Origin of the sequence: Pelomonas sp. Root1237 (genome assembly GCF_001425055.1) — a bacterium.
GTDB lineage: Bacteria > Pseudomonadota > Gammaproteobacteria > Burkholderiales > Burkholderiaceae_C > Pelomonas.
Genome location: NZ_LMDK01000007.1, coordinates 13,342 through 36,106, shown reverse-complemented (window position 1 = coordinate 36,106; position 22,765 = coordinate 13,342). Strand labels below are relative to the sequence as shown.

20 protein-coding genes are annotated in these 22,765 nt (G+C 68.4%); 8 read left to right on the top strand and 12 right to left on the bottom strand.

Features of this window, described 5'->3' with window-relative positions:
- The first annotated feature begins 56 nt into the window (after window positions 1–56).
- Both ASC91_RS07430 and ASC91_RS07425 read left to right on the top strand, forming a co-directional pair.
- On the top strand, window positions 57–3,566 hold the full coding sequence (locus ASC91_RS07430) for a DNA/RNA non-specific endonuclease (RefSeq protein ID WP_056194568.1): 3,510 nt from the start codon (window positions 57–59) through the stop codon (window positions 3,564–3,566).
- An 11-nt stretch (window positions 3,567–3,577) separates the two neighbouring features.
- The gene (locus ASC91_RS07425) at window positions 3,578–3,946 is read left to right on the top strand and encodes a hypothetical protein (RefSeq protein ID WP_056194565.1); all 369 of its coding nucleotides are present in this window, start codon (window positions 3,578–3,580) and stop codon (window positions 3,944–3,946) included.
- Window positions 3,947–4,075: 129 nt separating this feature from the next.
- Here ASC91_RS07425 and ASC91_RS30760 read toward each other — a convergent pair whose 3' ends face one another.
- From ASC91_RS30760 to ASC91_RS07400, 5 genes are all read right to left on the bottom strand, one after another.
- Entirely contained in the window at window positions 4,076–4,693 is a 618-nt protein-coding gene (locus tag ASC91_RS30760) for an ANTAR domain-containing response regulator (protein WP_056194563.1), read from the bottom strand.
- Window positions 4,694–4,732: 39 nt separating this feature from the next.
- The gene (locus ASC91_RS07415) at window positions 4,733–5,710 is read right to left on the bottom strand and encodes an SRPBCC family protein (RefSeq protein ID WP_056194560.1); all 978 of its coding nucleotides are present in this window, start codon (window positions 5,708–5,710) and stop codon (window positions 4,733–4,735) included.
- A gap of 10 nt (window positions 5,711–5,720) precedes the next feature.
- Window positions 5,721–7,004 carry a TRAP transporter large permease gene (locus ASC91_RS07410; protein WP_056194558.1) on the bottom strand — a complete coding sequence of 428 codons (1,284 nt, stop codon included), beginning with the start codon at window positions 7,002–7,004 and terminating at the stop codon, window positions 5,721–5,723.
- Complete coding sequence (locus tag ASC91_RS07405; protein WP_056194556.1) at window positions 7,001–7,618, bottom strand: TRAP transporter small permease; 618 nt, start codon at window positions 7,616–7,618, stop codon at window positions 7,001–7,003. The genes ASC91_RS07410 and ASC91_RS07405 overlap by 4 nt, the downstream gene beginning before the upstream one ends.
- Before the next feature lie 125 nt (window positions 7,619–7,743).
- Window positions 7,744–8,754: a TRAP transporter substrate-binding protein gene (locus ASC91_RS07400; protein ID WP_056194552.1), complete on the bottom strand. Its 1,011-nt coding sequence runs from the start codon at window positions 8,752–8,754 to the stop codon at window positions 7,744–7,746.
- 119 nt (window positions 8,755–8,873) lie between these two features.
- Here ASC91_RS07400 and ASC91_RS07395 point away from each other — a divergent pair, with 119 nt between their 5' ends.
- Complete coding sequence (locus ASC91_RS07395) at window positions 8,874–10,799, top strand: sensor histidine kinase (protein WP_056194549.1); 1,926 nt, start codon at window positions 8,874–8,876, stop codon at window positions 10,797–10,799.
- Window positions 10,792–11,397 carry a response regulator transcription factor gene (locus tag ASC91_RS07390; RefSeq protein ID WP_056194546.1) on the top strand — a complete coding sequence of 202 codons (606 nt, stop codon included), beginning with the start codon at window positions 10,792–10,794 and terminating at the stop codon, window positions 11,395–11,397. The genes ASC91_RS07395 and ASC91_RS07390 overlap by 8 nt, the downstream gene beginning before the upstream one ends.
- A gap of 59 nt (window positions 11,398–11,456) precedes the next feature.
- On the opposite strand, the gene ASC91_RS29300 is transcribed toward ASC91_RS07390, so the two are convergent.
- Complete coding sequence (locus tag ASC91_RS29300; RefSeq protein ID WP_157281282.1) at window positions 11,457–12,059, bottom strand: hypothetical protein; 603 nt, start codon at window positions 12,057–12,059, stop codon at window positions 11,457–11,459.
- A 545-nt stretch (window positions 12,060–12,604) separates the two neighbouring features.
- Here ASC91_RS29300 and ASC91_RS07380 point away from each other — a divergent pair.
- Window positions 12,605–13,354, top strand: a complete 750-nt coding sequence (locus ASC91_RS07380) for a hypothetical protein (protein WP_157281279.1) — start codon at window positions 12,605–12,607, stop codon at window positions 13,352–13,354.
- Window positions 13,355–13,572: 218 nt separating this feature from the next.
- Here the strand turns inward: ASC91_RS07380 and ASC91_RS07375 are convergent, their stop codons facing one another.
- From ASC91_RS07375 to ASC91_RS07355, 5 genes are all read right to left on the bottom strand, one after another.
- Complete coding sequence (locus ASC91_RS07375; protein ID WP_056194538.1) at window positions 13,573–14,010, bottom strand: hypothetical protein; 438 nt, start codon at window positions 14,008–14,010, stop codon at window positions 13,573–13,575.
- Window positions 14,011–14,026: 16 nt separating this feature from the next.
- The gene (locus tag ASC91_RS07370) at window positions 14,027–14,650 is read right to left on the bottom strand and encodes a hypothetical protein (RefSeq protein WP_056194537.1); all 624 of its coding nucleotides are present in this window, start codon (window positions 14,648–14,650) and stop codon (window positions 14,027–14,029) included.
- Between the two features lie 12 nt (window positions 14,651–14,662).
- The gene (locus ASC91_RS07365; RefSeq protein ID WP_157281276.1) at window positions 14,663–16,390 is read right to left on the bottom strand and encodes a hypothetical protein; all 1,728 of its coding nucleotides are present in this window, start codon (window positions 16,388–16,390) and stop codon (window positions 14,663–14,665) included.
- Window positions 16,391–16,933: 543 nt separating this feature from the next.
- Window positions 16,934–18,190 carry an MFS transporter gene (locus ASC91_RS07360; RefSeq protein WP_056194532.1) on the bottom strand — a complete coding sequence of 419 codons (1,257 nt, stop codon included), beginning with the start codon at window positions 18,188–18,190 and terminating at the stop codon, window positions 16,934–16,936.
- On the bottom strand, window positions 18,187–18,930 hold the full coding sequence (locus tag ASC91_RS07355) for a MerR family transcriptional regulator (RefSeq protein WP_056194529.1): 744 nt from the start codon (window positions 18,928–18,930) through the stop codon (window positions 18,187–18,189). The genes ASC91_RS07360 and ASC91_RS07355 overlap by 4 nt, the downstream gene beginning before the upstream one ends.
- A gap of 240 nt (window positions 18,931–19,170) precedes the next feature.
- Here ASC91_RS07355 and ASC91_RS07350 point away from each other — a divergent pair, with 240 nt between their 5' ends.
- Complete coding sequence (locus tag ASC91_RS07350; RefSeq protein WP_056194526.1) at window positions 19,171–19,521, top strand: hypothetical protein; 351 nt, start codon at window positions 19,171–19,173, stop codon at window positions 19,519–19,521.
- A gap of 69 nt (window positions 19,522–19,590) precedes the next feature.
- On the opposite strand, the gene ASC91_RS07345 is transcribed toward ASC91_RS07350, so the two are convergent.
- Window positions 19,591–20,583 carry a hypothetical protein gene (locus ASC91_RS07345; RefSeq protein WP_056194523.1) on the bottom strand — a complete coding sequence of 331 codons (993 nt, stop codon included), beginning with the start codon at window positions 20,581–20,583 and terminating at the stop codon, window positions 19,591–19,593.
- Between the two features lie 163 nt (window positions 20,584–20,746).
- Here ASC91_RS07345 and ASC91_RS07340 point away from each other — a divergent pair, with 163 nt between their 5' ends.
- Window positions 20,747–21,457, top strand: a complete 711-nt coding sequence (locus ASC91_RS07340; RefSeq protein WP_056194521.1) for a response regulator — start codon at window positions 20,747–20,749, stop codon at window positions 21,455–21,457.
- Window positions 21,454–22,764 carry an ATP-binding protein gene (locus tag ASC91_RS07335; protein WP_056194518.1) on the top strand — a complete coding sequence of 437 codons (1,311 nt, stop codon included), beginning with the start codon at window positions 21,454–21,456 and terminating at the stop codon, window positions 22,762–22,764. Before ASC91_RS07340 ends, ASC91_RS07335 begins: the two co-directional genes overlap by 4 nt.
- Window position 22,765: the final 1 nt, after the last annotated feature.

The window sequence follows — 22,765 nt, the reverse complement described above, 5'->3', positions numbered from 1 at the left end:
GCCCGCCGACAGGGTCAGCCGCTTCAATGCGGCCATACCAAGACAGGGAGTGCCCCATGCGGCTGGACAACTACAGCGTTGCCCCTTTTGAAAGCCTTGATGCCTTCGATCCGGTGCAGCGTGACGCCGATGCGCCCCGGCATGGCGCATCTGAGGCGCCGGCGCCCGAACCGGTCATCGCCGAAGAGACGCCCAGCCGGTTGCTTGCCGAGATGGCCCGGCAACCGCCGGCCTTCGTGCTGCTGCCGGAACCGGGTCCGATGCGCCGGCTGCCGCGCCTGGTCGATGGCGACCGCTGGCCGCTGCGGCAGCGCGAGCCTGAAGGGCGCTTCGAACGTTTCGAGCGCTTCGAGCGCGACGGCGGCCAGGACGGCGAGCTGCCCAGCCACACGCCTGCCTCGGTTGCCGAGGTGCCCGTGCCGGCCCCGCCGCCCGCACCCGCACCGCCGTCGGCCAGCGAGCCGGCGTCGGTCGAAGCGGCGGCTCCCATCGAGGCGCCGCCCCCTGCTGCCGCGCCCACGCCACCCGCGGCCAACACAGGCACCGTGGCATTGCCGCTCGGCCCGGCAGTCAACCCGGACTGGTTGAACCAGCGCGAAACCGCGCTGAAGGGCGTGCGCGCTGAATTCGAAGCTGCGCGTGAAGCCGCCCGTCAGGCGCCACCCGCCGATGTGGCGCAGGCGATCGGCTCCGGCTGGGTGGCTGCGCAAACCGATCACGACGGCAACCCCGTCAACGGCGCCGTCTTCGTGCCCGACACCGCCGCGGCGGCCGCGGCTCCCGGGCCCGTGCCGGCCTGGATGCTGCGCGAGGGCATGGGCGCCCCCGCGCCGCAGGGCCAGTGGCTGAGCTTCGACGATGGTGCCTACGAGCAGGCCTACCGCGAGCGCCTTGCCGCGCGGCCCGAGGCCTCCGCGCCGCTGAACAAGCTGGCCGAGCTTTACGGCCAGCCCGTGCAGCAACTGCTCGGCACGCAACCGGGGCTGTGGGCGCTGGGCACGCAGGACCACGCCATCAACGCCGGCCCGCCGCCGCAGCCCGGCGTGGCGATGGGCGACGCCGTCAGCCTTGGCCAGCTCGACCTCTATCTGGCTGACCCCTTCATCACCCAGCTGCGCACCCAGCTCGGCGGCGCGCCCGCCGCGCCGACGAGCGGCCTCGCGCTGGAGCAGCAGCGCCTGTACGGCACCGAGCGTGTCGCCGAGCTGACCCAGCTCAGCCAGGCCATGACGGCCGTGCGCCAGACCCATGCCGCGGCCATGCAGGCCGCGCGCGACGGTGGCGGCACGGGCTGGATCGAGGTGCCGCTGCAGTTCGGCACCGACCCGGAGACGGGCTGGCCCACCGGCATCTACCAGACCGTGGGCGACGGCGAGATCCTGCGCGACGCCAGCGGCGCGCCGGTGCTGGCCACGCAGCGCGTCTTCGACGAGGCGGCGTTCACGAACGCCTGGCTGGCCCAGGGCGGGCTGGCGCAGGAGGCGTTCGCCCGCTTCTACGGCCAGGCCCACAGCCAGATCACGCTGCAGCAGGACAACAGCGAGAGTGGCGGCCCGCCCCGCTGGGTCAGCCAGCCCGGCCTGGACAACCCGCACGCCGCCCTCGGGGACAGCGGCGTCTGGGACGGCGACCTGGTGGCGCTGGACCTGAACCGCGCGCCCAAGCTCAACAACGACGCGGGCGTCGGCTTCGACCCGCAACTCGGCTGGGTCACGTCGCGCGACAACCTCTACGAGCACCGCAACTGGTTCGAGCGTGCAATGCCGGTCGTGATGGTGGCCTTCGTCAGCTGGGCCACCGCCGGTGCGGCTTCGGCGGCCGGCTGGGGCGCCGTCGGCTCGGCGGCGGCCGCCGGTGCCGCGGCCTCCTTCGCGGGCGGGGTCATCAACGGCAACCTCAGCCTCAAGGGCGTGCTCATTGGCGCCGTCAGCGGCGCACTGACGGCCGGCCTGACGCCCGGGCTCACCAACACGCTCAAGGAAGCCGGGCTGGGCGCGGCCGCTGGCGTCGCCGCCCGCATGACGGTGCAGGGCGGCATCCAGGCGCTGCTGGGCGGCAAGTTCAAGGATGGCGCGATCGCGGGCTTTGCCAGCGGGCTGGCGGACCTGACGAACGCCAACATCGGCGAGAGCATCAACAAGGCCGTGGCGGCCGGCACGATGAGCACGGCCGAGGCCTTCGCCGCGCGCTCCTTCAACACGGTGCTGGGCAGCGCCATCCGCGCGGCCGCCTCGCCGGACGATCCGGCGCATGCATTTGCCAGTGCCTGGCTGGACGGGCTGATGCGGGACAACCTGCCTCCAGTGCAGGCGCCCGCGCCGGCGCCGGCCGATGGCGACGGCGTGCAGACCTTCCCCGTGCCGGCCCCGCCACCGGCCGTCGTGACGCCTTTGCCGGCAGAGCCGGTCGATCTGAGCGTGATCACGCCTCGCGAGGGCGAGTCCGACTCCCAGTTCACCGTCCGCATGATGCGCGAGATCTACGGCCAGAACGTGGATCTCAACCCGGCGGGCGAGCACGACAAATTCCAGGTCTACCGCGACGAGAACGGTCGCCTGGTCATCAGCGATGGCACGGGCCTGAATCCGCCCGTCGATCCCAAGGTCACCGCCGCCTTCGAGGCGATGCTGGCCCAGCGCATGCAGCAGCTCAATGCCCTCGCGGCGGTGCAGCGCTCACAGGCCTTCAGCGACTGGGCTGCCGCCAACAACCGGCCGGTCGTCGAGCCGCCAGAAACCGGCGTCTGGGGCCAGCGCATCCCCGTCGTGGCCGACGTGCGGGACTTCCTGCTTTCGCAGATCGACCAGGCTGTTGCGAAGACCAGTGGCAGCGGTCAGGTGGCTCTGGAAGGGCTGCGTATCGCCGTGGAAGCGATCACTCCCGAAACCTATGGCGACGCGGCGCTCAACGAACTTGGCGCCGGCGTTGTCAAGGCCGGATTGCCACTGGCGGGCGTCCTCAAGGCGGCGGCGATTGAAAGCCGGCTCGGCAAGGAAGTGGGTGAGCTGTTGCAGGCCGCCTCGCGTGAAGGCGGTGATGTGGCCGGGCATTTGCTGGGCAATGCCGCCGAAGCCGAAGCAAGAGAGGCCGGCCGCTTCGTCATACGCGAGGTTCCTGGCAAGAAAGGTGACTGGAATGCCGCGCTGAGCGGGGAGCTCAAGTCGAACGCCACCTATGTCCTGACAAACGGCCATACCTACACGACGGATACCCTGGGTCGCGTCGTGAAGGCCGAGGGGACGTTGAATCCCGCGACGGTGGACCGCAATGCCTACCAGCAGCTTCTGGCCGGCAGGGCGGGCGGCGATGGCTACGATGGCGGACACCTCATCGGTACGCTGGTGGGAGGCGCCGGCGAGAAGATCAACTTGGTCGCCCAACTCTCCAGCGTGAATCGCGGCGAATTCCGGGTCATGGAGAAATCCTGGGCCGAGGCGATGCAGGCGGGCAAGGAGGTGAGGGTGGAGGTCAGTCCGATTTACTCAGCGGGCAGTCAGGTGCCGTCGAAAATTGAAGTTGTCTATTGGATCGACGGGCAGCGCTACTTCAAGCCTTTCCGGAATTGAGGGAATCGAACATGCAAGTCCTTTTGGAACTTGACCAGGCGACGACGGCGGTCGTGCAGCACGCTTACCGCGCCGTGCCGCCAATTGACTGGCAGCAGGTGGTGGTTCGAACCCGGATCGCTCCGCTCGGAAACGTTTCCAGCATCCAGTTCACGTTTCATCTGGCCGATGGGCGTATAGATCGTGGAATTGAGCCAGTGCGTGAAGAGGAGCGGCAGCTCGACGACGCCACTTTTGCGCATTGGCGTCTGACTCAGGACCTTGGCCAACCCCGCTGGTACATGATGACTGTCAACCTCGAGTGCAGCGGCAAGTACTCGGTGGACTTCGAGTACCGCGACGACTACAAGGAAGGCGACATCATGAAAGAGCTGGATTGACAAGGCTGCACGTGCAAGCTCGACATCCCGATCCTTCTTGGCAGGCCGGTGCCCCGGCGCGGTAAATGACGCACACGCAGCAGCCGCCGCATCGGCCCTGATTGGTGCGCGCGCGCCCCAGGCCGAGGCTCAGCGGGCGCGCAGCAGCTGATCCGCATCAATCAGGCGCATGGCGACCGAGGCCAGCGTCTGCCCGCCGTCCATGGCCAGCTGGCGCAGGCGCTGGAAGGCCGCCTCCTCGTCCAGCCCTTGCTCGCGCATCAGGATGCCGCGCGCCTTCTCGACGAGCTTGCGCTCGGCCAGCTGGGTCTGGGTCTGGCGCAGGTCGCGCTGCAGGGTCTGGTCGTGCTCGAAGCGGGCCAGGGCCAGTTGCAAGAGGGCACCCAGGCGCTGCGGCGGCAGGCCGGCGAGCTGCAGGGTGCTGATGCCGGCCTGCAGGGCGGCGCGCATCTGCTCCGGGCCCATTTGCTCGGCAAAGAGCAGCACCGGGCGGGGCTGTTGCTGCAGGGATTCGCCCAACTGGGCCAGCAGCTCGGGTGTGGGCTGCTCGCAGTCGACCAGCAGCAGCTCGGGTGCCAGGCGCTGCAGGGCCATGGGCAGGGCGTCGGGCTGGGCGACGAGGTCGATGACGTCGACGAGCTGGCAGCGCAGCCGGATCAGCTCCAGGCGGATGACGGGGCTGCGGCGCTGGCCGGCATCCGCCAGCAGCACGCGCAGCCCGGGGAGGGCAAACGGGGGCGTGTTCATGCCCCAGGGCAGTGCAAATAGCGTGCCGTGGGGCGTTTCCTAGGTCTTCAGCGGCAAATACAGGTGCACGACACCGCGCCGGCCGGGTGCCGACTCGCCCAGGTAGCAGGCATAGGGCGGCAGCTGCGGATGCGGCTGGTGCTGCTCGATGCGCAGGCGCTGCATGGCCTGGTACCAGGCCAGCTCCAGCGCCTCGGGCGGGCCGTCGTAGCGCAGTACATAGGCGGCGTGGGCCGCTTGCTGCTGCAGCTTGAGGCCGTTGGGCAATGCGGCATCGGCGGGAAGTTCGACGCCGACCCGGCAGTCGACGATGCGCAGCTTGAGCTGGGTCTTCAGATAGTGGATGGTGGCGGTGCCGGTTGCCGCCAGCCCCGCCGTGGCGAGTTGCTCACGCACCTCCTTGATCCGTGGCGGCAACTCCGCGGCCAGCTTGTCCAGCGGGCCGCGGTGGTGCGCCTGGGCGTAGGCGTGGGCGCGTTGCTCCTGCACGCCGAGGTAATCCAGCGTGTAGGCCGGGGGCGTTGACTCCAGCGTCGCGGCGAGGCGGTCCAGGCCGAAGCGCAGGTCCAGGGCGGTGGCGCCTTGTACGGTGGCGGCAAAGGCGCGCAGCGTGAAGGCGACGCGGCCCTTGAAGCGCCAGGTGACCTGGGTGCCGCCCGGCGCGGGGTCGAAGCGCCAGTCCGAGCGGCCGCGATAGGCAAAGGGCAGGGCGAACTGCAGGCGCTGGCGCAGCGCGCGCGACGGCGTCTGCCTCGTCTGGCGCACGCTGCCGCGGCCGACGTGGGGCACGTCCCAGGCCAGGGCGATGCCGTCGGCCTCGGCACGCGCGCCACGCGCATGCTCCAGCCAGGGGTTCCAGGCCTGCCACTGCGCCAGGTCGCTGACGCGCTGGTAGATGGCCTCAGGCGGCGCGGCGATGAGCCGGCTCTCCTCGGCCCGCACCCGGCCGCTGTAGCGGCCCATGTAGACGAGCAGCAGCACTGTCAGCAGGGCCAGCGCGAAGAGGAGCGCACTCATGGTCGGCTCCTTAGAGCATGCCCATCATTTGGGGAACGACGAGCGTCAGCCATGGCCAGTAGGTGACGATGACGAGGAAGACGATCATCGTCAGCAGCCAGGGCATGACGGCCTTGGTCAGCTCGGTGATGCCCAGCTTCGAGATGCCCGAAGCGACGTACAGGTTCAGGCCCACTGGCGGGTGGCACAGGCCCACTTCCATGTTGACGTCGATCAGGATGCCGAAGTGCACCGGGTTCACGCCCAGTTGCATGGCGGCCGGGAAGAAGATCGGCGCCATGATCAGGATGATGGACGACGGGTCCATGAAGTTGCCAGCACCCAGCAGCACCAGGTTGACGACGAACAGGAAACCGCTCTGCCCCAGGTTCATGCCCAGCAACCAGTCGGCCAGCTGGTGGGGCAGGTTCTCGTTGGTCAGCACGAAGGAGAACAGCACTGCGTTCGTGATGATGTAGAGCAGCATCGCGGACATGTTGGCCGAGTCCTTCAGCACCTTGGGCACGTCCTTGAGCTTCAGGTCCTTGTAGACAAAGATGGCCACGAAGAAGGAGTACACCGCCGCCATCGCCGCCGCCTCGGTGGCCGTGAAGGCGCCCGACCAGATGCCGCCGACGATGATGACGACGAGCAGCAGGCCCCAGAAGCTCTTGCGGAAGGCCTGGAAGCGGGCCATCCAGCCCATGCGGGCCAGGCGCGGGTAGTTGTTCTTGCGGGCGATGTACCAGGTCACCGCGGCCAGCATCAGGGCCAGCGTGATGCCGGGCAGCAGGCCGGCGACGAACAAGGCGCCGATGGAGGTGTTGGTCGAGATCGCGTAGATGACCTTCGGAATCGACGGCAGCATCAGGATGCCCAGTGACCCGGCGGTGATGATGACGCCGGCGCCGAAGCGCATCGGGTAGCCGTGAGCCACCATGGCCGGCAGCACGATGGAGCCGATGGCCACCACCGTCGCGACCGACGAGCCGCAGACCAGCGCGAACATCGAGCAGGCCAGGATGGACGCCAGCGCCAGGCCGCCGTGGAAGTGGCCGACCATGGACGTGGCGAAATTGATCATCCGCCGCGCGACACCACCGTGGGTCAGGAAGTTGCCGGCCAGGATGAAGAAGGGCACGGCCATGATTTCCCACTTCTCGATGCCCGTGAACAGCTTCAGGGCGACCGATTCGATGGGGACCTGGGTCATCGTGACGATGAAGGTCATCACGGTGAGGCCGAGCGAGATGCTGATCGGCATGCCGGTCAGCATCAGCGCCAGCAGCAGGCTGAAGATGATGAGTGCATTCATTTGCGGGCCTCCACTTCCAGCGGGGTCTGTTCATCCACGCCCTCGACGTGGGACTCGTCATGCTTGGGCAGTTCGCCGGTCTTGTGGAAGGTCCAGCAGACCTGCAGGAAGCGATAGCACATCAGCGCCGAACCGAGCGGGATGGCCGAATAGACCATCCAGGTCGGCCATTCCAGGTCAGGCGTCGTCGGGCCTTCGTACACGTCCTCGCGCGGCTGGCCGATGAGGTCCAGGAAGGCGTGGTGGGCGCCGTTGTCCCAGACGAAGGTGCCGCCCAGCACCGCGATGGCGCCGGTGAACAGGGCGCCGGCCAGCAGGCCGAAGATGACGAAGCGGCCGCGATTGGCGGGCGACATGCGGTTGATGATGACGTCCACGCCGACGTGGATGCCGGTGCGCACGCCATAGGCCGCGCCGAACTTGCACATCCACACGAACAGGATGATGCAGAGCTCCTGGGCCCAGCTCACGTGGATCTTGAGGGCGATGTCCTGGATATAGGGCAGCCCGGCCAGGTAGCGGTGCACGACGGCGAAAAAGATCACCAGCGTCGCCGCGGCCATCAGGAAGGAGATCATCCACTCCTCCAGATGATTGAGCGCTTTGTTCAACATGAGTTTCTCCAACCGCTTCCGGCGGACGCCAGGCGGTGTATTGACCGAGCGAAGCCGCGGAACTGGCTTTGCCAGGCCGCTGGCTTGCCCCCTGGGGGGGCCGGCGTCAGCCGGTACGGGGGGGCTTATTTCGGCGCGACGAAGCCAGCCGTCTTGTAGGCGGCCTCGATGGTGGCCTTGCCGACGCGCGATTCCATCTCCTTGTGGACGGGCATCAGCGCCTTCTTCCACTCGTTGGTCTCGGCGGGCGTCGGCGTGTAGATGGTCACCTTGCCGCTGGCTTTGATGCCTTCCAGCGCGCGGCCGTTCTCGGTGCTGGCGATGGCGTTGGCATAGGTCGTGGCTTCCTTGATGGCCGCTTCCAGCTGGGTGCGGATGTCCGCCGGCAGGCCGTCCCAGAACTTCTTGTTGACGATGACCGCGTAGGCCAGGTGGCCGTGGTTGGACATCGTCATGTGCTTTTGCACTTCGAAGATCTTCTGCGTGTAGAAGTTGCTCGGCACGCCTTCGGTGCCGTCCACCACGCCGGTCTGCAGTGCCTGGTAGAGCTCGGAGAAGGCCATCACCTGCGGGATCGCGCCCAGGGCGCGCATCTGCGCGTCCAGCACCTTGCTGGACTGGATGCGCATCTTCATGCCCTTGAAGTCCGCCACGTTGTGCAGCGGCTTGTTGGCGCTCATGATGTGGAAGCCGTTGTCCCAGTAGGCCAGGCCCTTGATGCCCTTGGGTTCCAGCTTCTTGAAGAGATCGGCGCCGAGCTGACCGTCGGTCACGGCGCGGAAGGAATCGGTGTCCTTGAACAGGTAGGGCAGGTCGAAGACCTCGAACTCCTTGACACCCAGCGGCCCGAACTTGGCCAGGGACGGCGCCAGCATCTGCACCGAGCCCAGCTGCAGGGCCTCCATCTCTTCCTTGTCCTTGTAGAGCTGGCTGTTGGGGTAGAGCTCGATCTTGACCTTGCCGCCGGTCTTCTGCTCGGCCAGCTCCTTGAAGCGCTGGGCGCCTTTGCCCTTGGGCGTGTCGGGCGCGACGACGTGGCTGAACTTGATGACGATGGGGGCCTGGGCGAAGGCCGCCGTGGGCAGGCTGAAAGGCAGGGCCAGGGCGGCGGCGAGTGCGAGACGGCGCAGGATCATGGTTTGTCTCCGATATTGGAATGAGGGGTCTGGACGGCATTCTTCCGAGCCCGGGACCCTGCAGATAGTTGTGGAGTTCCACATTTCGCGCGGCCTACTCTCTTCTTAGACTGCACTCCATGACGCTGCGCGAGCTCTTGACCCGAAGCCTGTGGCTGGCACCCCTGGGTTTGTCCCTGGTGTTCGTGGGGGGCGTGCTGACCTGGGTGCGCGCCAACGAGGCCGAGGAGCAGGAGCTGCAGCGCCAGACGCTGATTTCCGACGCCCTCAGCACTGAGGCCCAGCTGCGCGACCGCATCGACGAGGAGCAGGCCCATCTGCGCCAGCTCGCCGCCGGCCTGGCCGGCCAGATGCCCAGCGCCGCGGCGCTGGCGGCCCATCCCGAAGTCAACGCCGGCCTGCGCCGCCTGTGGCTGGCCGTGACCTGGCTGGACTCGCGCAGCAACCGCGTGCTGGCCGAGGTGCCGGCCGAGTCCGAGGCCAACCGCTATGAGGACGGCCTGTCCCTGCACCTGACCGCCCGCGTCGCGCCCGACGGCGTGCTGGTGGTGCGTTATGCGCCAGCCCTGCTGCTCAAGCGTGGCGTGCCCTGGTGGCTGGCGCGCAAATACGACGTGCAGCTCATCGACAGCGCCGATCAGGTCATCGCCTCCACGACCGAGTCGCCGCTGCGCGCCGCCCTGGGCGAGAAGCCGAGCTACCGCGTCGCCCTGACCGGCCCGCTGCGCGCCAGCCCGCTCACGCAGGCGACGCTGACCGACGCCGCGCTGGAGCTGACGGTGCGCGACCCCGCCGTCAACGGCGTCCGGCCGATGGCCTGGGTGCTGGTGGCGGGCTTCCTGCCGCTGATCGCCGTCGCCAGCTGGCTGCTGCGCCGCCAGATGCGCCAGGTGCAGCGGGCCGAGGTGGCCGGCCGCACGGAGGCCGCCTGGCGCCGGGCGATGGAAGACTCGGCGCTTGTTGCGCTGCGCGCCCGCGACTTCGACGGCCGCCTGCTGTACGTCAACCGCACCTTCTGCGACATGGTCGGCCTGCCCGCCGAACAGCTGGTCGGCATGCTGCCGCCGATGCCTTATTGGCCGCCCGACGCACTGGCCGAGGTGGCGGAGCGCAACCGCCGCAACCTGGCCGGCCATGCGCCGCGCGAGGGCTACGAAGCGCATTGGCGGCACGCTTCAGGCCGCATGGTCGACGTGATGGTGTTCGAGTCGCCGCTGGTCGACGCCGGTGGCCGCCAGATCGGCTGGATGGGCAGCATCATCGACATCACCGAGCGCAAGCGCCTCGAAGACCGAGAGCGCCGCCAGGTCGAGACACTGGCCCACAACGCGCGGCTGACCATGCTCGGCGAGGTCGCTTCCACGCTGGCCCATGAGCTGAACCAGCCGCTCACGGCAATAGCCAGCTACGGCGCCGGCATCACGAACTCGCTGGCCAAGCTCGGCGTGCAGGACGAACTCGTGCTCGGCGCGCTGCAGCGCCTGGGCCAGCAGGCCGCCCACGCCGGCCGCATCGTCGCGCGCATCCGCGAGTTCCTGACGCGGCGCGAACCTCGCCACGAGCCCTGCGATCTGCATGAGGTCGTCACCGCCGCCATCGAGCTGCTCAAGCGCGACTGCCAGCGCCGCGGCGTCACGCTGGACGTGAGCCTCGCGCCGGGCGTGCCGGCGATGCTGGCCGACGCCGTCCTGATCGAGCAAGTGGTCATCAACCTGGTGCGCAACGCCGCGGATGCGCTGCAGGCGCGCCCGGCCGGGAACGGCGGCCGGCGCATCGCAGTCAGCAGCCGCGTCGTGGGCGACTTCGTGCGCGTCGATGTGCAGGACAACGGCCCTGGCCTGCAGGGCCGGCGTGTCGAACAGCTGTGCGCGGCCTTCTATTCCACCAAGGCCGACGGCATGGGCATGGGCCTGGCCATCTGCCGCTCCATCATCGAGGCCCATCAGGGCGTGCTCGACGCCAGCGAGGCCGCCAATGGCGGCGCGCTGTTCTCGTTCAGCCTGCCGCTGAGCCCGCAAACCCAGACGGAAACGATCCATGGCTGAAGGCACGATCCATCTCGTCGATGACGACCCTGGCGTGCGTGACGCACTCGCCTTCCTGATGCGCTCGCGGGGCCTCCATGTGCGCGCCTTCGACGGCGGCCCGGCGCTGCTGGAGATGCTGGACCGCGAAGAGAATCCCAAAGGCGTGTTCCTGCTCGACGTGCGCATGGAGCCCATGAGCGGCACGCGCCTGCACGACGAACTGCTGGCGCGCCGGCTGAGGAACCCGGTGCTCTTCCTGACAGGCCATGGCGACATCCCCATGGTCGTCGAGGCGCTGAAGAAGGGCGCCTTCGACTTCCTGGAGAAGCCCTACAGCGACAACGCCTTGGCCGACCGTATCGAGCAGGCCCTGGCCGTGGACGCGGCCATGCAGGCCGAGGGCGCGCACGTGGCCGAGCGCAGCGCGCGGCTGGCCAGCCTGACCGAGCGCGAGCGCGAGGTCATGACGCGCGTGGCGGCAGGCAAGCTCAACAAGGTCATTGCCGACGAGCTGAACGTGTCGGTGCGGACCGTGGAGGTGCACCGGGCCCGGGTGTTTGCGAAGCTGGGCGTGCGGTCGGCGGCGGAGGTGGCGACCTTGCTAGCCGGGCGATAGGCGGCGCGGGGTTCAGCGCCGCGACCTCAGGAGGTCAACGCGCAGATTCGCAGCTGAAGTCAGGCCGTAGCCTTAGTTGCGCGTGAGGCCGCGACGCCTAGGGCCGCCTCGATGCCTTCCGGGGAGACCAAGCCATGGTATTGCCGCTGCAATTCCTCAAACACCGAGTGATTCACGTCCCCGACGAGGAGGCGTGACGCCGTCGCGAACACCGAGCGCCTTTCGCCATCGGGGCCGAGGAACTCATCCTCGGAGCCCTTCTTGACGGCCACGGCCATTCGCGAACGCAGCTCCGCCAGGTCGCGGTTGGACCAGTTGCTGACGATCGCCTCCAGTTGCGACAGCGCGGTCGCCACGATGTGCACGGGCATCTCCGAGAGGGCCGCTGCACCTTGCCGGGCCAGTTGGTGTTCCACGTAGCCCAGATGCCGCATCACCCGCCGCGTCGACGGATGCTGGCCCAGCAATTCGGTGAGGGCCCGTGCCAGCGCCTTCGCTTCTGCGGCTGCCGGTTCCGACAATGGCAGCTGGACCGGCGAGGCCGGCTGGCGGGGAAGCCGGCGCGCGATCCGGCGCAGCGCGGCCCACAGCGCGGCAGTGAAATTCCGGTTCAGCGAGCTGCGACGCCGATCCGGCCGGCGGGAGGAGGAAGGTCTGGACATGGTTCCCTTTACTTCATGGGACGCACGACAAATTGGTCAGGCCAGATTCGATCATGCGGATGGTGGCCTGACCAGAGAACTATTTAACGGTGACGGGCCGATGAAGCCGGCCGGCCACCCGCCGGACGGCCGAGGGACAGGTAGCGCCGTGCTACCGCGAGGCACGGCGTCGCGATGCGGGGCGCTCACCGCGCCCGCGCCCGCGAGTGCCCAGGAACCGACAGTGCCCGGCTCCGTGCTGCGCGAAGCGCTGGGCGAAGACCTGCTGGAGAAGGAGCCGATGGATTTCGAGACCGCATCCGCTCTTGTGGAGGGGCTGAACCAGCTTGACGTCGAGCTTCGAGCCCTCTCAGCGTCGACGGACCGGCCCAAGCGCCTATCCCAGCTCAGGGGCAGGCCGCGCCTGCCGCTTAGGCGGATCAACGAGTGGCATCCAGGCCGGCTTGCCGTTGTAAATAGCAACTGCACCCTGGATCCGGGGGGCTGGCGCAGCTGCAGGCTTCATCGAAACTCCTCGCGATGGAGCCACGCCAGGGAGGGATCAGATGGCTATCGATTTCGCACTGCAGCGGCCCTGTACGGCCCGGCGGTACACGCCGGAGGTCAGGCTGCGGTCCATGGTCAGGCACCGCGGCATTGCGGAATTCGCGATCGCCCAGTTCCGCGAAAAGTTTCCCCACGCCGACAGCGACACGCTGACCAGCAAGTGCACGGTCGAGATCGCCGTCAAGGGTCCGGACGGCATGGCCATACAGATGCAGGTGACGGTCGGCCAGCTGCTGGAGATGATTGCGCCGCTCAGCGAGCTGGATGGCGAATGCAAGGGTTGCCCGGCCAACCTGTCGGGCCGGGCCTTCGGCTGCATCGGCAAGGTGGACTACCCCATCCGCAAGGAGGCCGAGGACTGGCTGCTCGCGCGCCTGCCCGATGACGGCAAGGACGCCAACCTGGTCCTGCTTCTCAAATACCTCGCCGACCTCGGCATCGACGGCGCCCCCGTCGAGGCTCAGCGAGCCAAGCCGCGCGTGTTCGAACGCAAGGAGGCCGCCGTCAGGAAATGGGGCGGCTGGCTGGGCCCCAAGATGCAGATCACGTCCAGCCAACTGCTGCATATGCTGGCCTTCAGTGAATCCATCGGTCTCGAGCAGGCCCAGCTCTACAGCCGGCCGCTCGGCTTGGCCAAGCTGGGCTCGGAGCCGGGGGAGATATCCGACGCGGTGGAGCAGTTTCGGGTCTTCCTGCGGGCGGTCAATCTGGCGGCGAGGTTGAATGCGAAGCTGGCTGTTGAAGCTTAGGGTTCTCGTTGGGCAAAGGCGGCTCAAGGCTGATCTCAGTCGTTGGCAGATCAGGCTCTGAACGGCCGCTTCCGCCACAACAGGCCACTCGTATTCGCGACGCCTGACCAGCGGCCTCGGTGGACGCCTGAGGCGCGCTACAGCGATCGGTACCTTTGCTCTAGCCGGTAGCGCAAGCGCGGACCTGCGCAAGTAGCAAGTAAAGCGAGCCTCAGGAATCAATTGCCTTGGATCTGGTTGACCAGCCCAGCCAACTGGCCCAGCGCGACCATCAGGCTCTGGATGCCCTGGTCGCGGGCCACCATGGCAGCCACTCGCGTGCTGATGGCCTTCACCTGCTGAATCAGGGCGGCCGTGGGTGGGTTGATCGCCAAGGTGCTGGCCTGGAAGGCGAGCATCTTCGCGTCCTGCACCTTCTTGCGTGACTGGATGCCCAGCACCAGGCCCTGCAGGTTGAGGATCTCGGCGTGATCGACGCCGGCCGGGTTGGTGGACTCGGCTGCGATGGCCATTTCGGCCTCCGTCTTTTTCGTGATGAGTGCGTTGTATTCGTCGTTGTAGACGCTGTAGTAGTTCGCCAGCGCGGTGGCTGCGGCGAGCGCGTCGGCGGGGTCGTCCCCGTTCATGCGCGTCTGGAATTCTGCGAGCGTGGGCATGGGAGTCCTTTCGAGGTCAATCCTTCTTCAGCTGGATGGGCGCTTGGGTCGCGGGTGCGTCCACCTTGTTCTTGAGCTGGGTGTCTGCGGCCGCCTTCGCCTCGCCACTGGCATCCAGCAGGCGCTTGGTCTCTTCGCGGGTGTCCTTCAGGAACTGCACGAGGAACTCGGCGCGTTCGGCGTCGGTCTGTTCCTTGGACAGCGCGGCCAGCGTCTTGGCGGCGCTGTCCAGCTTTTCGGTGGAGATCTTCAGGGGCGTGTACGACGCGGCGATCTCGGCCTTGGCGGCGGCCTGGGCGGCAGCGGCCTGCGCGGAGGCCTGCGCCGCCTTGTCGCCGTAGTCGCACAAGGCCTCGTACAGCTTGGCGACGTCCGCGCCATCGGTCTTCTGCAGCACCGCCACTTCGTTGATGCTGACCTGGTGGCCGGTGTAGGCCAGGTCACGAACGGTCAGGATGTGGGCCGCGCGCGTGGCTGCCGTGGCGTTGAGGTTCTTCTCGAACGCCGAGAGCGCTGTGGAGACATAGGCCATGTTCTTGGCCGCCAGTGCGGCGGACTGCGCCGCCGCGTCGGGGGCCGCCATCGCGTGCCCCGCAAGCAACGGCAGCAGGGCGGCGAGAGTCTTGCTCGTGGTGTTCACGGGTCGCTCCGGTTACTTGATGCGAACGGCGATGCCGACAGCCGCCAGCGCCTGCACCACCTGCGCCGCAAGCGACGCCGCTTCCGCGGGCTTGATGCCGCCGGCGTGGTATGCCTTGAGCTGGTCGACCGGCACGGACAGCAGTGCGTTCCAGCCCGACAGGGAGGCCTCCGACTTGCTCAGCGCCACGCGGTACTCGGTGTCGATCAGGCGCAGCTCGGCTTCCAGCTGGCGGTCGCGGGCAACGCTGTAGCTCTCGGACAGGTAGGCCAGGGCGCGGTAGGCCCTGCGATTGGCCGTTTCCCCGCCATTGCCCGCGGTCTTGGCCAATTTCTTGTCGCTCAGCAGGTCGCCGACCGACGCGCAGAAGACCGTGGGCTTCTCGAGGTCGCAGGGGGTGCCGGTGGCCGGGGCTTTGCCGAGCGAGGCGACTTCCGCCCTGGCCTGCAGCAGCAGGGTGACTTCCAGCAGCGTGGCGGCCTCGTAGGCCTTCGCGTGCTGGACGCGGGACTCGGCGAGCCGCACGCCAGCCTGGGCGTAGGCCGACTGTGCGGTGGTGATCTCCTTGTCGATCAGCAGCGGCTCCAGCGCGGGCAGCTTGCCGGCCTGCTGGTATTGCGTCCAGGCCTGGCCAAACCGTGAGGAGGTGCTCAGGAATACGAGGCCGGGCTCGGCCTTGGCCTTGTCGGCCGGTGTGGGCTCGCCGCCGACGGCGGCAAGGATGTCGTTGATGCGGGTCAGCCGCTCCTCGGAGATGGCCTGAATGCCGAAGTCCTCCAGCCCCTTGAGCTTGGCCAGGGCCTCGCAGAGCTCGCTCTTCTTCTTGGCGGCCCCTTTCTCGGAAGCGGGGGCGGATGCCGCACCTTCGGCCGCTGCAGGCTGTGACAGGTCGCAGGTCAGGTCTGGTGTGGCCTTGGCGTCATTGACCGCTTTCTGGGCGTTGGCGAGCGCCTCGGTCGCCGCCTTGAGCTGGGCCGCAGCGTCTTTCGACTGGCTCTGCTTGTCCTTGAGGGCAACGCTCCGGCTGTTCGTGTCGTTCGCCGCAGCCAACAACTGGCCGCTCAGCTTCTGCTTCTTTCCTTCCAGGGCCTGCCGGCTCTGGATCAGGATGGCGCATCGGTCACCCACGGCCTTGATGCCGCCGAGCCAGGTCGGCGTCACGACGTCATGCTTGGGCTTGAGGTCCGGCTTCTTGAGCAGGGTCTGGGCCTTGCCGAGGTCGGTGCTGTCTCTCAGCCCGGCGACCTCTGCGTTGCAGTCGGGCAAGGCCGCAAACGCGGTGTCGAAGCCCTTCAGGGCGGTGCGCGCGAGCCCCTCGCTCTCGGCGTCGTCGTTCACGGCTTTCATGGCCCCGGTGAGTTCGAGGTAGGCCTGCCGGGCGTCCTGAGAGGTCCCGGTGAGCAGCTTCAGCCGCTCATCCAACCGCTTGTTGAACCGGGCCACGAACCCGCTTTTCGTCGTACGTGGCTCCGACGTGCCGGACTCGCTCAGCAGCGACAGCAGCGCCGCGTTGCGCTCGGCCAGGTTGAGGGCCCGGAAGGCCTCGACCTCCTTGGTGTCCAGCGCGTCGAACACCGCGCGGCTCAGCTTGATCGAGTCGGTGATCTTGCTGGCGTCGTAGTCGGCCTTGGCGCTGGTGGCTTTCTGGTCGTTCGCGCTGTTGTAGAGGTGCAGCGAACTGCATCCCATGAGCGTGCAGCCCAGCCCTCCAATAACGGTCCATCGCAATAGCGTGTGCATGACTTCCTCCTGGGCCGCACGTTGCCGCGCACACGCATGATGGTCATCCCGAGAATTGATGAGCAGCGCTTAGGTGTTTTCCTTGTTCGGTGTCATCTATCTCGGCTGTACGCGTGAGAGGCAGTACGGCACATCAAGGACGCTTGCACCTCAGGAGTGGCAGGGTGACAAACTCTGCGCTCGATCCGACTCGCAACGGCTGGTCTCTTCAGGCCCACATCTCATTCTGGGCATTCCGGCCCCAGCCGCAGCGCGCAGCTCAGTTGGAATGTCGAACATCAGCCTTGCGGCGGCTCACGTGCCTGGCCTCGAATTCCGCTACGGGTCGACATGAGCCGGTCGCGACCAGCGGAAGCGGTAACTCGGACGGGATGACGTAGGGCGGCATCATCGACGGCCGGTTTCACTATCAGACCCGCCGGTCGAGCTGACCGGCCGACGCCCCCGAATGACCGGAATCCGCCGAGCACCGGTCGCACGAAGCTCGGTGCCGACCGACTGAGGTCGCTGCAATGCGGCGGTCCATTGCGAGCCGAATCCCGCTCAACCCACCGCCTCCAGATACGCAATCCGCCGCATCGGCGTGAATAACGCCCCTAACGCAACCACCCCCAGCAGGCACAAGGCCGCCGCCGTGAACAGCTGCGTCACGTCCAGCACCCGCAGCGCCGCCCCGGCTGCCGCCGAAGCCAGCGGTGCCAGCCCCATGACGATGAACATGAACAGCGCCATCGAGCGGCCCAGCATCTCGGGCGGGATGCGCTTTTGCAGCCAGCTGTAGACGGCCACCTGCACGAAGCCACCCAGGGCGCCCAGTGGCAACAGCAGCAGCGCACCCTGCCAGGCCGCATGCACATGGCCGAAGGCGAGGAAGACGCAGCCGGCGACGGTGTCGATCAGCAGCACCGTGCCGCCCAGCGTGGACAGGCGCCAATGCGGCTTCAGACCTGACACCGCCATGCCCGCCAGCGCGCCCAGGCCGTGCACGGCCAGCATTGCGCCCAAGGCCGCGGCGCCACCGGGCAGGCGCTCGGCGGCCAGCACCGGCAGCGCCACCTGGATGGGGCCGCCGACGAAGAAGGCTATTGCCGAGAAATACGTGAAGAGGGCGCGCAGCTCGCGGTCCTGCCAGCAGCTCTTCAGCGACTCGGCAATGGCCGCGAAGACGGGCTGAGGCGGCCTGGCCTCGCTGGCTGCCACCTGCACGCGCGACAGCGTCCAGGCCGAGATCGCAAAGCTCAGCGCATCGAAACCGAAGGCCAGTGCCAAGCCGTGGCCGCTCAGCGCCGGCTCGCTGCCCGCCGTCACCAGCAGGCCGGCCAGCACCGGCCCGAGCAGCAGCACCAGCTGGCGCGCGCCCATCAGCACGCCGTTGGCCGGCTGGATCAGCGTGGCCGGCACGGTCTGCGGCAGGATGGCGCTGCCGGCCGGATAGCTGAAGGCAGTCGCCAGGCCGATGGCCAGCGTCAGGCCATAGACCCAGGGCAGCGTGACCGCGCCCGTGGCGGTCAGCGCGGCCAGCAGGCCGAGCAGCGCGAAGTTGATCCACTTGGTCAGCAGCAGCACGGCCTTGGGCGAGTGGCGGTCCACCAGCGCGCCGCCAACCAGGATGAAGATGGCGCGCGGCAGGCTGCCCAGGGCCAGCACGGTGCCCAGCACCAGCGGGTCGCGGCTCAGGCCCATGACGAGCCAGGGCAGGGCCAGCAGCGTGAACTGGTCGCCCAGCATGGACAGCAGGCCGCCGCCGATGATCCAGCGGAAATTGGCGTTGCGAAAGAGTTCGCGGCGCGGGTCGCTCATGACTGTTCCCCGAGGGGCAATGTTTCTTTGGAGCGGCGCAGGTAGGCGATCAGTTCAGGCGTCACACCGGACTGGCGCGCCAGTTCGGGCTCGGCGGCATACATGCGCTGCATCGTGTCCTTCATGCCGGGCGCCACTTCCAGGAACTGCTTCTGCAGCGCCAGCCAGCGCCGCACCAGGGCCTGGACCTCGGGCGCGGCCGGGTCGAGGCCGGCGTCCATCGCCGCGCGAGCTTCCTTGATCAGCTGCGGCCATTCCAGCTCGACGGCGTCGCGCTCCGGCTCGGGGATGGCTTCCCATTGCCGGCGCATGGCGCGCAGCTGCTCCGGGCTGAACCAGCGCTCGTGCACGCGTCGGATGGCCATGGCGTCCAGCAGCACCTGCACCGCATCGCCGCCATCGCCCTGCAGTTCCAGCCGCTTGGCAGCATTGCGCAGCGTCAGCAGCAGGCTCTCCTGCGCCTGCAACTGGGCCTCGACCTGTTCGATCTGGGCCTGCAGCACGTCAGCCAGCGGCTGCGGCGCCTCGCCGTCCAGCAGCGGCGCGATGGCCTTCAGCGACAGGCCGGCGTCGCGCAGCGCCAGCACCCGGTGCAGGCGCAGCACGTCGGCATCGCCGTAGCGGCGGTAGCCAGCCTCGCTGCGGCCCGAGGGGCGCAGCAGGCCGAGTTCTTCGTAGTGGTGCAGGGTGCGCACCGTCAAGCCGGCCCGTTTGGCCAGCTCTCCCACCGTGTAGTCCATATCCAGGCTCGTGCATGAAACGGGCCGGATGATGAAGCCTCACGTGACGTGAGGGTCAAGCGCCGCGCCATCGCGAGGCGTGGTGTCGCGATGCGGGGCGCTCAGGCCCAGACCTGGGGCGAATACTGATTGAAGACGCCGTTTGACCGTGAAGTTCTTGGCATTTCGAGCTGGCATGGGGTTTGCACTATGGTTTGTGCCGAGGCGACTGGCCTCGGGGAACCTAAGGAGTACCTCACCATGAAGACCTGGACGAATCTGCGACCCCTCACCCTGTCGGCCGCTCTGCTCGCAACCATGACGCTGATCGCGCCCGCGAGTGCCCAGGAACCCACCGTGCCCGCCATGACCGGCCGCGCCATGCTGCGCGACGCACGAGGCGAATTTCTGCTGGACGATGGCCGCACGCTGAAGGTCCATGTCGGCGTGCGCAGTCTGGGCGTCAGCCTCGACGAGAGCCCGCTGGAGACCTGGCGCGCCGAGAACACCGAGCTGCTCGTCAGCCCCGACGGCATGCGTCGCGTGCGCCTGTTCCGCAACGTCGACGGCAGCGTTGATCGCATCGCATTCGAGACCGACCGGATGCGCTGAGACGGCAAGTTATCCCAAGCCGGCGCGCGCTCGCGGAGTGCGCCGGCTTCGGCGGCATCTCTTCTCCATTCAGCGACGAGGCTGGCCGTCCATCCACGCAGCGCGGATCTCGCGCCCGCAGTTCACCGAAGCCACCGCCGGCTTGTCGCTGGGGTCGTCGCCCAGGGCGCCACGGCGCTGCTCGCGAGCGACGATGCCGTAGAAGCGCTGGTCGGCGCTGATCCACGGATAGAAGCCGAAGGCGCCCGGGCTGCTGAAGGCACCGTCACCGACCTGCGGGTCGTCCTCCACCCAGTGGCCGAGGCTGTAGTGCCAGCTCTCCGTCGCAGGGATGGGCGTCTTCACGGCATCGCTCGGGCAGACCTGCGGGTTGGTGCAGACGGCCTCCTTGCCCAGCAAGCGGCCGAGTTGCAGCTGGCCGCCCAGCAGGGCGCGCAGCAGGCGGCTGTAGTCTGCCGCGCTGGTCTGGCCGCCGCCGGCCGGCATGGCCTGGCTGTAGCTGAAGGACCAGTCCGTGCCGAGCGTGGGTGCGAGCGACTGCCGCATCGCAAGGGCCAGACCCTCCGGGTCCAGCGAGCCCAGGCCCATCAGGATGGCGTGCTGCTGCATGTGGCCGCCGTTGTAGTCGAAGCGGTTTTCGGTGGCCGGATTGAGGCGACCGCGGCCGTTGATGAGGCTTTGCTGGCAGGCCGCCACGCTCTGGTTCTGGCGGCACACGTGGTAGTAGGTGTAGCCGGACTGGAAGTGCAGGAACTTGACGTCCTCGGCGCTGAGCTGGCCCTGGCGGCGCTCGGCCACGAAGGCGGCGTAGACCCATTTGGAGGCGGAGGCGATGGCCATCTCGGTGTGGCGCTCGGGGCCGTTTTCGCCGGCCTTGCCGCCGGCCAGCGGCTGGGTGGCGTTGCCGATCTCCCAATAGAAGGGCTGGGCGGCCACGCAGGCCGCAGACTTCTCGGCCGTCAACCGTGCGGCGCCGGCGCGCTGCAGTGGCGTTGGTTCGGCTTGAGCAATGAGCGGGGCGGCAATCAGCAGGGTGAGCAGGGTGAAGGCGGCGTGGCGCATGGCGATCTCCGTTTGAGGTGGGGCCATGCTGCCCAGCTGTGGCCGCGCAAAGGTTGCCGCGCGGGTTGCAGTGCTTGCAGGGCCTGACGGCGGGCGCGGCTTGCAACGGTTTGTCATTGTTTTCCGGCAAGGTGGGGGGCGGGCTTCTCCCTAACATCCCCCCATGAGCCGCATCCTGATCGCCGACGACGAGGCCGAGCTGCGCGGCCTGCTGCAGCGCTATCTGACCGAGCAAGGCCAAAGCGTGCGCGCCGTGCCCGATGCCGCCACCGCCGCGCAGCTGCTGGCGCGCGAACGCTTCGACGTGCTGGTGCTGGATTTGATGATGCCGGGCGAGGACGGCCTGTCGCTGTGCCGCCGCTTGCGCGGCCAGGGCGAGACCATTCCCATCCTGATGCTGACGGCGCGCGGCGACCTCGTCGACCGTGTGCTGGGCCTGGAGATGGGCGCCGACGACTACCTGGCCAAGCCCTTCGCCCCGCGTGAGCTGCTGGCGCGCATCCAGGCGATGGTGCGTCGCCAGCAGCAGCTCGGTGCCCACCTCGGCCCTGCGGGCGAGGAAGCGGTGCGCTTCGGTGACTTCACCCTCTATCCCACGCAACGCCGGCTGGAGCGCGCTGGCGCGGCGGTGGAGATCAGCACCGTCGAGTTCCAGCTGCTGCGCGCGCTGGCCAGCCAGCCCAACCGGCCGCTGGGCCGCGAGAAGCTGCTGGCCCTGGCGCATGGCGACGAGCACGGCGTCAGCGACCGCAGCCTGGACGTGCAGGTCATGCGGCTGCGCCGCCTTGTCGAGGCCGACCCGAGCGCGCCGCGCCACATCCAGACGGTGTGGGGTCTCGGTTATGTGTTCATCCTGGAACCGGGCGCGCAATGAAGTTCGGCCTGTCCACGCTGTTCGGCCGCAACCTGTGGCTCATCGTCTGCCTGATCGTGCTGGGCCAGCTGGTCAATGCGCTTGCTTATGCGCAGTTCGTCGCCCGGCCGCGCCTGCAGCAGTCGGCCGAGGCGACCGCGCGCAGCCTGCAGGCCGTCGCCGAAGGCATGCGCCTGTTGCCCGAGGCCGAGCGCGCCGGCTTCGTGGATCGCTTCAATGCGCGCGCCGGCTCGGGCCAGCAGCAGCGCCTGCTCGAGCGGCCGACCTGGGTGGAGCGCGGCTTCCTGGCCGAACTGGCGACGCAACTGGGCCTGGAGCGCGGCGAGCTGCCGTGGCGGCGCGAAGCCAACGGCCTCATCGCGGTGCAACTGCCTGGCGCGCCGATCTGGCTGGTGCTGCCTGCCGTGCAGCCGGCTCACCATTTCGCGCGCACCTGGCTGATCGCCAGTGGCGCCAGTGCCTTGCTGGCCTTGCTCGGCGCCTGGTTGATCCAGCGCCGCATCAACCGCCCGCTGGCCCGCCTCGTCGACGCGGCCCGGGCGGTCGGTGCCGGCCAGCGCCGCTTGCTGCTGCCCACTGACGGCCCGGCCGAGACCGCGGCGCTGGCGCGCGGCTTCAACGACATGGCCGAGGCCCTGGCGCGCGACGAGGAGGAGCGATTGCTGATGCTGGCCGGTTTGTCGCATGACCTGCGCACGCCGCTGGCAAAGATTCGCCTCGCCAGCGAGTTGCTGCGTGGTTCTTTCGATCGGGCGGGCCAAGGGGACAGGGAATTGCTCGACACGCTGGACCGCAGCCTCCACGGCCTGGACGGGCTGCTGACCCAGTTCCTCGACTACGCGCGCGCCGCCCACCCCGCCGAGCAGGAGCTGCCGGCCGTGGACGTCGAGCTGCGCGAATTCCTGGCCGAGACGCTGGCCCTGGCGCCGGGCCTGCCGCAACCGGTGCTGGCCAATGGGCAGGCAGTGCATCGGCGCGCACGGCCGCAGGCGTTGCGCCGCCTCGTCCTCAACCTCATCGCCAATGCGCAGAACCATGGCGCGCCACCCATCGAGCTGGCCTGCGGTGAAAACGCCGGTGCCGCCTGGATCGAGGTGCGCGACCGCGGCCCGGGCATCGCGCCGGCCCGGGTCGACGATCTCAAGCGCCCCTTTCAGCGCGGCGACACGGCGCGCGGCGGCAAGCCCGGCTCGGGCCTGGGCCTGGCCATCGTCGAGCGCATCGCGCGCGCCGAAGGCGCCGAGCTCAGGTTGATGCCACGCGATGGTGGCGGCCTCATTGCCCGTGTCAGCTGGTCTGGATCGTGAC

What these genes read in the sequence shown, in the direction of transcription:
- ASC91_RS07430 (WP_056194568.1), top strand. Translation starts at nt 57, where the DNA reads ATGCGGCTGGACAACTACAGCGTTGCCCCTTTTGAAAGCCTTGATGCC.
- ASC91_RS07425 (WP_056194565.1), top strand. Translation starts at nt 3,578, where the DNA reads ATGCAAGTCCTTTTGGAACTTGACCAGGCGACGACGGCGGTCGTGCAG.
- ASC91_RS30760 (WP_056194563.1), bottom strand. Translation starts at nt 4,693, where the DNA reads ATGAACACGCCCCCGTTTGCCCTCCCCGGGCTGCGCGTGCTGCTGGCG.
- ASC91_RS07415 (WP_056194560.1), bottom strand. Translation starts at nt 5,710, where the DNA reads ATGAGTGCGCTCCTCTTCGCGCTGGCCCTGCTGACAGTGCTGCTGCTC.
- ASC91_RS07410 (WP_056194558.1), bottom strand. Translation starts at nt 7,004, where the DNA reads ATGAATGCACTCATCATCTTCAGCCTGCTGCTGGCGCTGATGCTGACC.
- ASC91_RS07405 (WP_056194556.1), bottom strand. Translation starts at nt 7,618, where the DNA reads ATGTTGAACAAAGCGCTCAATCATCTGGAGGAGTGGATGATCTCCTTC.
- ASC91_RS07400 (WP_056194552.1), bottom strand. Translation starts at nt 8,754, where the DNA reads ATGATCCTGCGCCGTCTCGCACTCGCCGCCGCCCTGGCCCTGCCTTTC.
- ASC91_RS07395 (WP_056194549.1), top strand. Translation starts at nt 8,874, where the DNA reads ATGACGCTGCGCGAGCTCTTGACCCGAAGCCTGTGGCTGGCACCCCTG.
- ASC91_RS07390 (WP_056194546.1), top strand. Translation starts at nt 10,792, where the DNA reads ATGGCTGAAGGCACGATCCATCTCGTCGATGACGACCCTGGCGTGCGT.
- ASC91_RS29300 (WP_157281282.1), bottom strand. Translation starts at nt 12,059, where the DNA reads ATGTCCAGACCTTCCTCCTCCCGCCGGCCGGATCGGCGTCGCAGCTCG.
- ASC91_RS07380 (WP_157281279.1), top strand. Translation starts at nt 12,605, where the DNA reads ATGGCTATCGATTTCGCACTGCAGCGGCCCTGTACGGCCCGGCGGTAC.
- ASC91_RS07375 (WP_056194538.1), bottom strand. Translation starts at nt 14,010, where the DNA reads ATGCCCACGCTCGCAGAATTCCAGACGCGCATGAACGGGGACGACCCC.
- ASC91_RS07365 (WP_157281276.1), bottom strand. Translation starts at nt 16,390, where the DNA reads ATGCACACGCTATTGCGATGGACCGTTATTGGAGGGCTGGGCTGCACG.
- ASC91_RS07360 (WP_056194532.1), bottom strand. Translation starts at nt 18,190, where the DNA reads ATGAGCGACCCGCGCCGCGAACTCTTTCGCAACGCCAATTTCCGCTGG.
- ASC91_RS07355 (WP_056194529.1), bottom strand. Translation starts at nt 18,930, where the DNA reads ATGGACTACACGGTGGGAGAGCTGGCCAAACGGGCCGGCTTGACGGTG.
- ASC91_RS07350 (WP_056194526.1), top strand. Translation starts at nt 19,171, where the DNA reads ATGAAGACCTGGACGAATCTGCGACCCCTCACCCTGTCGGCCGCTCTG.
- ASC91_RS07345 (WP_056194523.1), bottom strand. Translation starts at nt 20,583, where the DNA reads ATGCGCCACGCCGCCTTCACCCTGCTCACCCTGCTGATTGCCGCCCCG.
- ASC91_RS07340 (WP_056194521.1), top strand. Translation starts at nt 20,747, where the DNA reads ATGAGCCGCATCCTGATCGCCGACGACGAGGCCGAGCTGCGCGGCCTG.
- ASC91_RS07335 (WP_056194518.1), top strand. Translation starts at nt 21,454, where the DNA reads ATGAAGTTCGGCCTGTCCACGCTGTTCGGCCGCAACCTGTGGCTCATC.